Source organism: Paenibacillus periandrae (genome assembly GCF_022458865.1).
Classification (GTDB): Bacteria; Bacillota; Bacilli; order Paenibacillales; family NBRC-103111; genus Paenibacillus_S; species Paenibacillus_S periandrae.
The window spans coordinates 173,541-186,283 of sequence record NZ_JAJNMU010000001.1; the positions used below are offsets into that span (position 1 = coordinate 173,541).

The 12,743-nt window shown below is 44.9% G+C and carries 18 protein-coding genes; 1 reads left to right on the plus strand and 17 read right to left on the minus strand.

The features are described 5' to 3' along the window. Window positions 1–11: 11 nt before the first annotated feature. Genes bshB1 through LRL21_RS00775 form a run of 5 tightly spaced genes read right to left on the minus strand, consistent with a single transcriptional unit; the run spans window position 12 to window position 2,882 of the window. Window positions 12–710: a bacillithiol biosynthesis deacetylase BshB1 gene (bshB1, locus tag LRL21_RS00755; RefSeq protein ID WP_240413847.1), complete on the minus strand. Its 699-nt coding sequence runs from the start codon at window positions 708–710 to the stop codon at window positions 12–14. Continuing rightward, window positions 710–1,126, minus strand: a complete 417-nt coding sequence (locus tag LRL21_RS00760) for a methylglyoxal synthase (RefSeq protein WP_240413848.1) — start codon at window positions 1,124–1,126, stop codon at window positions 710–712. Before LRL21_RS00760 ends, bshB1 begins: the two co-directional genes overlap by 1 nt. 23 nt (window positions 1,127–1,149) lie before the next feature. Further along, window positions 1,150–1,953 (minus strand): 4-hydroxy-tetrahydrodipicolinate reductase, encoded by an 804-nt coding sequence (dapB, locus tag LRL21_RS00765; RefSeq protein ID WP_240413849.1) that lies wholly within the window; start codon window positions 1,951–1,953, stop codon window positions 1,150–1,152. Next, window positions 1,950–2,498, minus strand: a complete 549-nt coding sequence (locus LRL21_RS00770) for a tetratricopeptide repeat protein (protein ID WP_240413850.1) — start codon at window positions 2,496–2,498, stop codon at window positions 1,950–1,952. Before LRL21_RS00770 ends, dapB begins: the two co-directional genes overlap by 4 nt. Window positions 2,499–2,543: 45 nt before the next feature. Further along, complete coding sequence (locus LRL21_RS00775) at window positions 2,544–2,882, minus strand: nucleotide pyrophosphohydrolase (protein WP_240414190.1); 339 nt, start codon at window positions 2,880–2,882, stop codon at window positions 2,544–2,546. A gap of 224 nt (window positions 2,883–3,106) precedes the next feature. Between LRL21_RS00775 and LRL21_RS00780 the strand changes: the two genes are divergently transcribed. Beyond that, a complete protein-coding gene (locus LRL21_RS00780) occupies window positions 3,107–3,976 on the plus strand; it encodes a YitT family protein (RefSeq protein WP_240413851.1) in 870 nt (289 codons plus the stop codon). 1 nt (window position 3,977) lies between these two features. Here the strand turns inward: LRL21_RS00780 and LRL21_RS00785 are convergent, their stop codons facing one another. The 12 genes from LRL21_RS00785 to LRL21_RS00840 all read right to left on the minus strand — a co-directional run bounded on the left by LRL21_RS00785 (window position 3,978) and on the right by LRL21_RS00840 (window position 12,617). Further along, on the minus strand, window positions 3,978–4,847 hold the full coding sequence (locus LRL21_RS00785; RefSeq protein ID WP_240413852.1) for a sporulation protein YpjB: 870 nt from the start codon (window positions 4,845–4,847) through the stop codon (window positions 3,978–3,980). A 125-nt stretch (window positions 4,848–4,972) separates the two neighbouring features. Next, complete coding sequence (locus tag LRL21_RS00790; protein WP_240413853.1) at window positions 4,973–5,629, minus strand: DUF1405 domain-containing protein; 657 nt, start codon at window positions 5,627–5,629, stop codon at window positions 4,973–4,975. A gap of 93 nt (window positions 5,630–5,722) precedes the next feature. Beyond that, window positions 5,723–6,604 (minus strand): c-type cytochrome, encoded by an 882-nt coding sequence (locus LRL21_RS00795; RefSeq protein WP_240413854.1) that lies wholly within the window; start codon window positions 6,602–6,604, stop codon window positions 5,723–5,725. A 15-nt stretch (window positions 6,605–6,619) separates the two neighbouring features. After that, window positions 6,620–7,291, minus strand: a complete 672-nt coding sequence (qcrB, locus tag LRL21_RS00800; protein ID WP_240413855.1) for a menaquinol-cytochrome c reductase cytochrome b subunit — start codon at window positions 7,289–7,291, stop codon at window positions 6,620–6,622. Between the two features lie 16 nt (window positions 7,292–7,307). Then, complete coding sequence (locus LRL21_RS00805; protein WP_076227551.1) at window positions 7,308–7,856, minus strand: QcrA and Rieske domain-containing protein; 549 nt, start codon at window positions 7,854–7,856, stop codon at window positions 7,308–7,310. Window positions 7,857–8,096: 240 nt separating this feature from the next. Beyond that, window positions 8,097–8,537 carry a DUF2487 family protein gene (locus LRL21_RS00810; protein WP_240413856.1) on the minus strand — a complete coding sequence of 147 codons (441 nt, stop codon included), beginning with the start codon at window positions 8,535–8,537 and terminating at the stop codon, window positions 8,097–8,099. A 164-nt stretch (window positions 8,538–8,701) separates the two neighbouring features. Beyond that, on the minus strand, window positions 8,702–8,890 hold the full coding sequence (locus LRL21_RS00815; protein WP_076227555.1) for an IDEAL domain-containing protein: 189 nt from the start codon (window positions 8,888–8,890) through the stop codon (window positions 8,702–8,704). Window positions 8,891–8,936: 46 nt separating this feature from the next. After that, complete coding sequence (locus LRL21_RS00820; RefSeq protein WP_240413857.1) at window positions 8,937–9,452, minus strand: gamma carbonic anhydrase family protein; 516 nt, start codon at window positions 9,450–9,452, stop codon at window positions 8,937–8,939. A gap of 51 nt (window positions 9,453–9,503) precedes the next feature. Next, a complete protein-coding gene (locus tag LRL21_RS00825; RefSeq protein ID WP_240413858.1) occupies window positions 9,504–10,628 on the minus strand; it encodes a hypothetical protein in 1,125 nt (374 codons plus the stop codon). A gap of 144 nt (window positions 10,629–10,772) precedes the next feature. Next, entirely contained in the window at window positions 10,773–11,351 is a 579-nt protein-coding gene (locus LRL21_RS00830) for a histidine phosphatase family protein (protein WP_240413859.1), read from the minus strand. Window positions 11,352–11,397: 46 nt separating this feature from the next. Then, entirely contained in the window at window positions 11,398–12,030 is a 633-nt protein-coding gene (locus LRL21_RS00835) for an anti-sigma factor family protein (protein WP_240413860.1), read from the minus strand. Next, entirely contained in the window at window positions 12,027–12,617 is a 591-nt protein-coding gene (locus LRL21_RS00840) for an RNA polymerase sigma factor (protein WP_240413861.1), read from the minus strand. Before LRL21_RS00840 ends, LRL21_RS00835 begins: the two co-directional genes overlap by 4 nt. Window positions 12,618–12,743 lie beyond the last annotated feature (126 nt).

The window sequence follows — 12,743 nt, forward strand, 5'->3', positions numbered from 1 at the left end:
AGTATATAAACTTAAAATTGTTGAATGAGATAAGGAACCTTCGTGACGAAACCTTCCGCAAAAGCGACCATGCGCTTCTGGCCTAGCATATGATCCTTTGCGATGATTCTTTCCAGATAGCCCTGATTGAGCGGCGTGTGGACGTAGTCATTGTGACTCCCAACCGTTTCAAACTGGGAGCGATATGCTTGCAAAGCCTTCATTTTCAGCTCATGCACTCCGGAAATGTCAACAAGTAAATCAGCTTCGAAGACATCATTAATAAAGTAAAAATATAGCGCTTCTACAGTATGTGCCTCTGTTTCTGGCTCATAACGCCGAAGTTTTGCATTAAATACTGCCTCTTGAACCAGCTTGCTGCAGGCAATATGATCTGGATGGCGATCTTCCCAATAAGGAGCAAATACAACCCGCGGCTTATGCTTACGTATTTCTTGTGTGATTGCTGCAACATTTGATGCATTCACCCATAAACCACGATCAGGGAGTCCAAGATTACTACGCTCAGCCAGCCCCAGTGTACCCGATGCCAGGTTCGCTTCTTGCTGACGAATCTCCACAGTACCGTTGGAGGACATTTCCGCGTATGTCAAATCACAGATACCTACGCGGTAACCTGCTGCTGTATGCTTGCAAATGGTTCCTCCCATTCCGATTTCCGCATCGTCCGGGTGTGCACCAAAAATGAGCATATCCAAGGATGAACTCATTAGATCTCACCTGGCTTATACTTGTGTACTAATTCACGCCAAGCAAAATCTCCGCGTTCAAGCGCTTTGACCAATATTTCTGCGGTCGCAATGTTCGTTGCGCATGGAATTCCTTGCACGTCACACAAACGAAGCAGCGCTGTAATGTCAGGCTCATGCGGTTGAGCCATTAACGGATCGCGCAAAAATATGATCAGGTCCATTTCATTCGTTGCCACCATAGCACCGATTTGCTGATCACCGCCAAGCGGTCCTGACATAAAACGGTGAATGGAGAGCTTCGTCACATCCATAATTCGAGTGCCCGTTGTTCCTGTTGCGTATAATATATGATTCTCAAAAACCGTCTCATAAGCGATGATAAAGTTCACCATCTCGTCCTTTTTACGGTCATGTGCAATCAATGCGATATTCATCTCATTAAATCTCCTCTGCGCCTTTAATCTATAAAATGCTCAAATCCGTAAACAATACCCGTGAATTCCATCACTTTGTTAACGGCTACCTTGACTCCCGGCATATAACCTGCACGATCATAAGAATCGTGTCTGATTTTCAAGGTTTGGCCAAAGGCTCCAAAAATAACCTCCTGTTGAGCAAACACTCCAGGAAGACGTACACTATGTATGCGAAAACCGTCATATAATCCGCCGCGCGAGCCTTCTATCGTTTCTTTTTCATTGGGATTACCTTGACGCAGCTCTTCTCGACTCTGTGAAATCATCTCGGCTGTTTTAACCGCTGTACCTGAAGGCGCATCCAGCTTCTGATCCCCATGATACTCGATAATTTCCAGATTCGGCATATACTTAGCCGCTTGTGCAGCAAACTTCATCATCAGTATAGCCCCGATTGAAAAATTAGGCGCTATAATACCGCCAATACCGTGTGCTTTACACTGCTTGTCAAACTCTTCAATATCTTCAGGTGTGAAGCCAGTCGTTCCAATAACAGGACGTACTCTATATTTAATCGCCAAGGCCGTATTCGCGACCACGGAATGAGGGGTTGTGAAATCAACTAAAACATCAGGCTTGCCTTCAACAAGAGCCAGCTCCAAGTCATTTGTGATCTTAATACCACACGGCTCAAGACCGGCAGCTCGGCCTGCATCTATTGACGAGTCTGCGGAGTGGCTGACTGCAGCTACCAGCTCCAAACCCGGATCCTCCAAAACCATTTTTACAACCTCACGGCCCATACGGCCGCTCGCTCCAGCTACAGCAACACGAATTTGACTCATCTATATCCCCAACCCTTTCGTCGTTCATTCAAATCATTATTTTTTCCCTTTAATCTCTGTTGATACTCCAGTAACAATCGCCTTCCCATTTCATGCTGCGGATCCAGCTCGAGTAAGGTGTGAATGGTACTGATGGCTTGTTCATATTCCTTAAGCATAGCGTACCCGTGTCCCAGCAGCAAATAAGCCTCCAAACATAATGAATCCAGCTCTATAGCGCGCTTCAGCAGCGAAACAGCCAGCCAGAGCTGCCCTTCGTTATCAGTAAGATGGCGTTCTGCCTTTATCATAAATGCCTTGGCTTGAAGATTTTGAAGGTGCAGCCTATAAGTGTTTTCATGACTATCCATTCTGACAGCCTGCCTCGCGTGTTCAATTGCTTTGTTAAGCTTATTGCTCCGGGCATAGGTAATCGATAACTTATAATGAAAGGCAGCGTTGTGAGGATTCATCGCAATCGCCTGCCCAAACCATTCCACTGCCTGCTCAAAATCATGCATTAATATTGACTCATAGGCCTTCTTAATCTGCTCTTCTCCATCCATGCTGCCCATTCCCTTCTACAAAGGTGATGGTTTAGCATATGATAATCACTCCGTATCGGTGTTTATTTTTGTCCAACGGTCTGCATCCCGAGTCCGAAACTTGTGCATAATTTTATCATGCGCTTCAGTAAGATCAAGCCCCAAGGAATTCGCAAAACATATGGTAATAAACAAGATATCACCGAGCTCAAGCTCAATCGAATTGTCAGCTTCTGAGGATTTTTTCGGCTTTTCACCAAATTGGTGATTGACCTCGCGAGCAAGCTCGCCTACCTCTTCAGACATCCGCGCCAGCATGGACAACGGACTAAAATACCCCTCTTTATACTGTGATATGTAAGCATCAACTTCCTGCTGCAGCTCTGCGAGCGTCCGTCCTGTCATTGCGAAATCGTCACCAACCTTATTCCAAATATACACCATGCTCGGGTCATAAAGGAGTGAGTGAACCTCGTTATAAGCCCTTCTTACCATGTTATCGCAAACAGGATAGGATGACAAATTTTTTTTAAGCTACTATTAGACATACTAAAGAATAACAACCACTGAATTCGTTGTACATTACCGTATCACTGGACAATTGTGTTGTGAGGAGGTCCTATTAACCCATGCAAATTAAAGCTGGATTCAACTGGCTGCAGTCTATCCTGCCTATTCTGATCGGAACAGCGGTATACGCTTTCGGCCTGCACTATTTTATAATACCGAATCGATTAATGGAAGGTGGAATTACAGGAGCTGCCCTGCTTATCAACTATATTTTCCATATTCCGCTATCTATAACGACTTTAGTTATCAACGTTCCTCTATTTATCGCGGCATGGAAAATTTTCGGTAGGGAATCTATGGTTTATACGATTAGCGGGACATTATCGCTTACTTTTTTTTTATGGGTGATGGAACGTTTGATTACCAGTGGATGGATCGTACCTTTTCGAACAGAGCAGGATTACTTTCTCGTCACGGCCTATGCCGGACTCACGCTTGGGGTTGGTTTGGGTATTGTGTTTCGATATGGAGGAACAACCGGGGGAACTGACATTATAGCGAGAATCATTCAAAAATGGAAGGGCTGGAGTATCGGGCAGATCATCCTGTTATTTGATGCCATTGTGATTGGTTCCGCCTTCTTTTTTATTGCCAAGGAGCAAATTCTGTATACCTTTGTGGCTGTATTTATTACCAGCAAGGTGATTGATATCGTAATAGAAGGTGCATATGCTGCCCATGCCTTTACGATTATATCTGACCATGCTGACAAGCTGGTCGACATCATTACATCGCAAACAGATCGGGGAGCCACTTTAATCCCTGCATATGGTGGTTATTCCAAGACACCAAAGAACATGGTTTACTGTGTCGTCTATCGACAAGAAATGAAAAGGCTCAAAGACTTGATCCGTACTGTCGACCCGCGCGCATTTATTATTATCAACGAGGTCCATGACGTACTAGGAGAAGGCTTTAAGCCCGAATGACTCAATCATCTGCAGCTTTGTTCACAACGACAAGTCCATTGTCTTTCTTGGACAGTCTCCAGGCCGCAAACGCCAAAACAGCCAAAATCACCGCTCCAAGCACCAGCTTCCAAATAATTGGATTTTGGTCATCTATAATAGGTAAGTACGCAGTTGCGTCTTTTTTCAGAAACAATACATCAATCGTATTGCGCAGGGTAGGCATCACGTTCAATACTTGTTTGTAGGGCTCCTGCTCCGAACGAACCTGATCGGTCATGAACATGACCATGGAATCCAGCTTCTCTATCTCTATCGGGTCTCGACTAATGAGCAGACTTGGGTGAATGATGGCAATGTGCTGACGAAAAGCATTAGCCGCTTGAACCAGCTCAGGCTTTTTCTTTTCCTGTGAAGCCTGCTCCATCTGTTTGAGATCGCTCATCAGCGGATTGTAATATTGAAGCCACATCGGTTCATTGGAGTGCGTCAAAGCGTCGGTAGCCAGGCGAATCGTCGCAACAGAGACTTGTCCTTCAGCAGAAGTCAAATTGGCCGCATTAAAGGTCCGCTTTGCTTGTGTAATCGTTTCTGTCAGGGCATTTAATCCTTCTACCGTTGTAATTCCCTCGTAGCGGATTAGCGGAATCTGTTCGCTCAGAAGCTGAAGAACAGCTCGTCCACCAGCCAAATCTCCTTGCATGACCTTCTTGTACATATCATCAGCAGTTTGATTAAGCACCTCTAGCTTTTGCAATTGATCCTTCGCCGGTTTGGGTGTGAGTGCCTGATCCGTGGGTAGCTGTGTCTGGGAACAAGCCGTCAACAATTGAATACCCAGCAATAGGATCATTGCCAAGGAACCTGCTCTCCCTTTTTTCATAAACCACATTGAACATCCCTCCCTAATAGTTTTGCTACTGCAAAACTTGCCTCGTAAGCGTTACTGAGTTTTGCTACTGCAAAGCTTGCCTCGTAAGCTCCGTATATCCTCAAGGTATGGGGGGATGTCCATATTTAGACCTGTCTTTTTTCCATCAGTCTGCGAATTTTCATTAGAACCCAGGCAAGTATGATACTCACAAAGCTAAGCTGGACAGTGAAAGCGGCAACGATAGGAATATCATCATCCAAAGAAGCTGGCAGCCAAGGAAACACGCCTACCGTATAATCCATATAATCGTTCCAAAGTGTCCACAGTGCTGCGACAATGATAGCATTAACCCGGTAAGTGTATACACGCATATATAAAATAGCTTCAGCAGCCATTCCCAAATGGGACACGGTCAGCATCCAATCCTGCCAATTCACGGAGTCGCCCTGATAAACCCCTGCCCAGATCATACTTACAGCCCATACACCATATTTAAATGAAGTAATAAGAGCAAGTGCTTCAATCAGACTGCGAAACCTGCTTCTTTTTGGACTCTGGCTGCGATTCTTATAAGAATCAATCAGCAGGTACGTAATCACACCGGTAAAAAAAAGACTTGCCGTTGGACTATCTGGAACAAATGGCAAGTATACAGGTGACATCGTTTCTGCTGTATAGACGAGCTGCTTCCAGTACCATTGATAACCATAAATCGTACCCAGAAAGTTTACCCAAAATAAGGTCCAGAGCATAAATCTGCTGGACAGAAATGCCTTTGATACATAAGTTCGAATTGACATACTTAACAAATGGGCCCCTCCTGCATGAATTATATCTTCACAATTTTTAAAAAAAGACCTGACCATGCTGCTGACGGTCAGGTCTTGGACATATTATGATTTTTGTTTACTTAGCCATTCCGCTAATTTGGTGATGTCTGCTTCAGTGAGGCCTTTTTTGATGTTATCATCATATTGTGCACCCATGTTGCCGACACCTTTTTTAATAATTCCCAAAATCGCTTCCTGATTGTGCTTGTCTCCCACACCACGAAGCGCCGGGATACCGGAAGCAGGAATTCCTTTAAGCTCAGCACCGTGACAAGTTACACAAGTCGCCTTCTTATAGATCTCTGCACCTGGATCATCTGCCGCCACAATGGCAACAGCTGTCGCTGTTTTCTTCGTGCTTGGTGCAGGAAGACCTGCGCTTTTGGCTGCATGCATTTCTTCTTCCCGTTTGATGTGCTCAGGAATAATATTTTTTTCCTTCAATTCGTGCTCATAATGAGTCCATGAAACGACTGTCAAATACGTACATGCTACCAAAGTCAGTACCATTAGAGTTGAAGCAATCGGACGTCTGTAAAAGCGTCTCTCTTTACCTGTGTCCAGAAAAGGAGCAACAATCAATCCACCGAACAGAATGCCCGGAACAATAACCGTACCGAACACCACGAATTGATCGGATGTATATGGGTACTTCAGCAATTGGTACATAAACAAGAAATACCAGTCAGGCATTGGAATAAACTGGGTATTGGTCGGATCTGCCGGATAACCAAGCGGTGCAGCCTCAGTCATAACCAGTACCAATATTCCTACCAAAACAACGACCGCAACCATCCATTCCTTCAGAAGAAAGTTTGGAATAAACACTTCCGATTTTCCCGGATAAGCGGAAAAGTCGGGTTGCGGTAAACGTGAAGTCTTAGCGCGTACTCGTGAATCACCTACATAAACAATTTTCTCGTCAGAATTGTGACCATGTGCCACTTTTCACACCTCCTTCTATAACGGACCGGAAATTCCTTGCTTACGAATCATAAAGAAATGTCCTGCCAGTAGGGCAAGCAATGCACCTGGCAAGAAGAACACGTGAAGTGCAAAGAAACGGGTTAATGTTTGTGCACCAACAATTTCTCCACCTTGCAGGAATGTTTTGATGTAATCGCCGATATATGGTGCGGAAGCGGCAATTTTGATACCTACCTGTGTAGCAAAGTAAGCTTTGTTATCCCAAGGCAGCAGGTAACCTGTGAAACCAAGGCCCAACATAACCAGGAATATCATCATGCCTACTACCCAGTTCATTTCGCGAGGTGCCTTATAGGAACCTGTAAAAAATACGCGAAGAGTATGTAAAAACATCATGACGATAACAAGACTTGCTCCCCAGTGATGCATACCCCGTACAATAACGCCAAAAGCGACTTTGTGTTGGAGGTAGTCAACGCTGGCATAAGCATTGATAATATCTGGAACATAATACATCGTTAAGAACATACCGGACAGGATTTGAATAACTGTGATAAAAAACGTCAATCCACCGAAGCAATAGACGAATGCAGAAAAGTGATGCGCCGGATTTACGTGCTCCGGTACCTCATGGTCGGCCACATCTCTCCACATCGGCGTGATATCAAGACGCTCATCAATCCAGTTATACATATTTTTAAACATCTGATGCTACGCCTCCTTATTGTACCCTTTTGTTCGGACCGAGCTGGCCTACGTAAACAAAGCCGTTTTCCGTTTTAAGCGCATACTGGTCAAGCGGCAATGGGGCAACAGCAAGGTTCTTACCGTCTGCCGTGTAGTGCGCGCCATGGCAAGGACAGTAGTACTGATCCTTATAGGCCGGATTGGAATTCCAGTCAACCGTACAACCCAAGTGCTTACAGGTTGGATTTAATGCGAAAATGTTACCAGCCTTGTCTTTGGAAATCCAGGCTTCAAGTTCCGGATCACTTTCCCACCAGCCGTCGACCTGATGGACTTTGAATTTGAAAGATGCTGGTGTTTCTGTAATCTTTGCAGCCTCTACTACCTTTACCCAAGCGGCTTCCGTCTTTGGTTGAAGGACAGGATCGACAGCAAAACGAAGCATTGGAACGATCATTCCAGCGCCCATGAATGCTCCGGCTCCACCAAGGGTATAAGAAAGAAATTGTCTGCGAGACATCTCGCGACGCTTGACCGCCGAACCACCTTGGTGATGCCCATCCTGATTATTGTGCTCACTCACTCGTGTTCTACCTCCTTTTGCAACTATATCATGTCGTTCGACATTACTTTACAACACATACTAGGACATTATTAATAATAGCTTACGAGTCAAGGTGCGTCAAGAATTTTGCCTGCATTTTCAGACCCCTAAAGCTTGTCCTTCCAATAACTTTTAACGAATTTGTCACATCTCGTCACACATTTGAAATCGAACACTGCATACATAGAATTAACAAAATTGCCACTGATCATACACAAATTATTCTTGTTTCTTGCCAGCCCACAATAGCATCAGTTGTTCTGCTATTCGTTTCTTCTCTGCGGGAAGCGATTCGGTTAATAAATCGGGCGTCAGCGTGAACGCGAGATCCGCAATGGACTGTGCCAATACATTAGCAAGCTCCGCTTTCGCACTCACAACAATGACAAAAGCAAATCCGTTAGCTTTGAGCTTTTCGCAGACTGCGTTTACCTGATCCACCCCATTGTCTTCATGAACATAATGCAGTGCTGGATATGTCAGGACTCTGCCCTTATAAGGAATTTCGAACATATCCAGGGCATCCCTCAAATCCTCTAACGCGCAGGTTGCTTCCCATGGCTGCTCGGCTCCTGTAATACCCGTAACAGGCAGCAGGCACGTATCCACGTATGGACGTAAATCTTCCCATGTTTTTTCATTGACATCACTGAATTTCATTGTTGGTTCCCCCTAATTCGTAAGCTTTTCCTTTTGTATTGCCGCAGAAAATGGCTTCGTCATCATACACATTGTTCCAGTTTAACATAGAAAAAGAGACATATGAATGAAATTCACATGTCTTGAATCGGCTGCCATCGATTAGACCCTAAGGGGCGGTGTTATTATCCAAGCGCATAGAGCGATTTTAGTTCTGTGGTGAGAGTCAGGAAGGTCTCTTCATCCCCTTTAGCCAAAGCTAAATCAATCTCTTTGTACAAATGTTGCTCCTTATATTTGCGGATGGATTCGTCCAGCACCATCTCGGCAAACAAGCCCAGCATCTTATCGTTGGAAATATTCATTTTGCCCATAGAACCTACCTCCAAACTGGGTCGCTTCAGATTTGTATCGAGAATACTAAGGTTTCACCTGCAAACGGTATTCATTGCCTCTGATCACGTAGCTTTCCATTGTACGCTGCATACGAAGCAGGTCAGCCTCTGCAAGCTCGCGTACTACCTTGGCGGGCGAGCCAAGCGATAGCGTACGGGATGGAATATGCTTATTCTCGGTGACCAACGATCCCGCCCCTACTAAAGCATATTCATCAATCACCGCGCCGTTAAGTACAATAGCCCCCATACCAATTAATGTGCCTTTACCTATGCTGCAGCCATGGATGATTGCTCCATGTCCAACCGAGACTTCTTCCCCGATCACCAAGGGCTGATCAACATTCACATGACCAATACAGCCATCCTGAATGTTGCTTTTGCGTCCGATACGGATCGGAGCCAAATCACCGCGAAGAACCGTGTTAAACCAGATCGTAGCTTCCGCCTCAATGATGACATCCCCAATAATTTGAACACCTTCTGCCAAAAATGCGGTTCGATGCACCTGAGGAAAAATTCCATTATAGCTATGCAGCATTTGCGTTCACTCCTCTGATCAATCGATATGGGAGTGATTTTAGCAAGCTGACTATGGCTTGTCAAATGGCAGCGCAAGCAAATCCTCGTTGGCTTTGTAAATCCCCTGAATGACACTTCTCCCAAGCTTGGTTAATTGAATAACAGGACCATGCTCATGGTGCTCACCAATCCGAATCAAACCCAAATGCATCTGCATTTGCAGTATCCGCTGTTCAAATATTGACTCCGCCGAGTCGTAATAAAAGGGGCGGATCAACGGGAGCAGAGCGGTTTTCAAGGAATCTACGGTCACCCAAGACGAGACCAGCGTCTCCAGCCAATGCATGATTGACTGCACATTAGGAATAGCGCCCTTATACAGTCTCAACCAAAATCGATACACCTGCAGTAAATCCTCATGGCGATCACTCTGAACCTCTTCGATACCCTTGGCAGTCAGAGCCAGCATCTGATTGTGCTCCGTAATCCATTCCTTGAAATAACAGTAGTCGTAAATAAACGAAAACCGGTTCGGATACTCTTTAAACATGCGGCCATAACCGAATCGCCAGGCGGTTTTACCAACAGGCTCTTCCTTAACCGACAACCGATCCAAAATCTGCTGTAAATGTCGTTTGTACATGAAGTGATCAGCTGAGAGAATCACATCCTGATCTCTGATAAAGCTGAGAAAGCTGCGGATATCATCAATGATAAGCCTCTGCTCATCACGGTATACACCAGGCTCGTCCGTTACATGAATATGCTGCTGGAACTGCTTGGCCAAAGCTGCGCTGAACCTTTGTTTCAAATCGGCTGGCACCTGAAATACATACCGCGTATCCCTTGAATGACCATTAAATAACCAACCGTGCTGCTTAAAGCGAGTAATCAGCTCTCGTGGATTCCATGTCTCCTCCCCATCCTTAACGAAACGACTCTGCTGTACCCGTGCCACCAGCTCCTCGATACTGAAAGTGCCGCGCTTGTCAAAAATCAACGAATTCAAGAAGCGGATACCCTCAATCGACAGATCGGTCACTTGACGTTCAAAAACATCTTTACGGCTGACGGTGGCTAAAATAGATTGGATCAGCTCATTTTTGGAATGTCCGTTACAGTTGCAATTATAGGTGCCTGCGATCCGGCTTAGATCGTGTATATCGGCGTAACTTAACATGTCCGCTAAATTCATCGTGAGTACCTCCGATAATGGCTTACTACCATTATTGGAAAATACACCATATTTAAACGTGAAGGATTAAATTTTTATACGGTGCAACCTGCGATATACAGCAAAAAGACTGCTGAATCAATTCAGCAGTCCTATTTCCAAATATTATTTGTTCAAATGGGCGGTACAGTTCAATAAGTGACAATTCCACGCAGCATCTGCCGTAAGCTCAATGACGGTTATAGAGGTGTTGCTTAAATGAGAGGCTACGGGCTCGCCCATAATCCGTTCCAGCACCGGAGCTATGTAGCCCCCATGACTAACAACCAGAACTCGTTTCCCACGCTGTGCTAGCTCCAGATCAGTAAAAAATGAAAACCATCTTTCCAATAAGGCCTCATCTGATTCAAGCCCCAAATCCTGCTCTCTCCAGCTTTCACCAAAACGCGAAATCCGATCCTCCAAAGTCGTCCCTTCCAGCTGCCCAAAATGTCTTTCTCTCAGACGAGAGTCTTCACCAAGGAAAGGAACTCCTGTTATATTGGAGATCATGTGTGCCGTTTGCCTGGCCCTGATCAAGTCACTGGACATGACGCCATCCCACAGCTCAGATTTCAGTCGATGCGCCAAAAGCTCTGCTTGTTCAATTCCGACGGCCGCAAGCTCTGTATCCATTTGGCCCTGCATCCTGCCTGCAATATTCCATTCTGTCGTCCCGTGACGAATCAATCCTACTGTAATCAATGTATGAGGTCACTCTCTTTCTATTCCGTAGGGGCTCTGCTTCAAACTACGATTTGGTTCTGGACAACCAGTTCATCGTCAATAATGTACAAGTCAGACCGAGAAGCGATAAGAAAAGCAGATAATCCTTGTAAGTATGAATCGGACCTACCTGGTACATGAACGGTTCACTAAAACCCTTTAGGCTTGCTACAGCCGAAGGCATTGTGCGTACATTCATGGATTCCGCCTTACCGCCTGCCACTACAACAGGATCACTCATTCTGCCTATCACGGAAGAGTCGCTAGATAAGGCTACGGTATCTCCAGTTGGCTGGTTATTTATGGAGTAGACAAATGAGAAAATGAATAATGCGAGGCAAACCGCTATCATAGCTGTCATGTTTCTGCGCATCTTGAAAGAAAATGCATACATTTTGCCAGTGACAGGAACCCTCCATGATTCATCTTTGTAGATACGATCCATGACACTGCGAGAAATTGGGGTCGAGTTCGAGTAAGGTTCACCCATTTCGGCAGCACTCTGGATCAGATCTGTGCTCTCTTGCCATATTTGAAACTCAGCAGCACAGCTTTCGCAATGCTTGATATGTTCATCGACTTTGCCTCTGATAGGATCATTCGCAGGCAAATCCCAGTAAGCACCGAGTAACTCTTGAATTTCTTCACATTTCATCATCGTTTCATCCTTTCATACTCCTCAAAGACTGGGTCAAGAAAGTAAGGTTCCAATTGAAGTTTGACACTCGCCCTTGCCCTGAACAGTAAGGATTTGACCGAACTTACGGTTTGACCGAGAATATTGGCAATCTCCTGATAATCCATCTGATCATATTCGCGCATTATGAGTGCAGAACGCTGTTTCTCTGGTAAATTATTAATGGCATCTCGTACCATAGATACTTTCTCATTCCGTAGTATACTTACTTCTGGCATCGAATCGGCATCAGCATGAGGCTCAAAACCACCCTGATCCAAAGATACCTTAACATGATTATTTTTACGCAGTTCGCTAAGCACGGTATTTCTAGCAATCGTATACAGCCATGTTGAAAAAGTCGCCTCAATTTCTCGAAATGAGCTTAGGCTGCGATAGGCTTTATAAAAGGTTTCATTGCATAAGTCCTCAGCCATCGAATCCATATGCGCGCTCTTTAACATGTGATAGATAAATGCCAAAATTTTGCGTTCGTAGCGTCGCATTAATTCGTCGTAAAGTTGTACGTTACCATCCTTGATCTCTCTGATCAACTGGGAATCGGTCATTCAATACGACCCTCCTTGTGATTCCTTGCTACCCCCAGTGACTCTTACTACATTTGACTTTGCGGGAGCAAAAAAGTTGCGCGTATAATAAAAAATTTACGGTGTAATATATATCATTCGGTAATG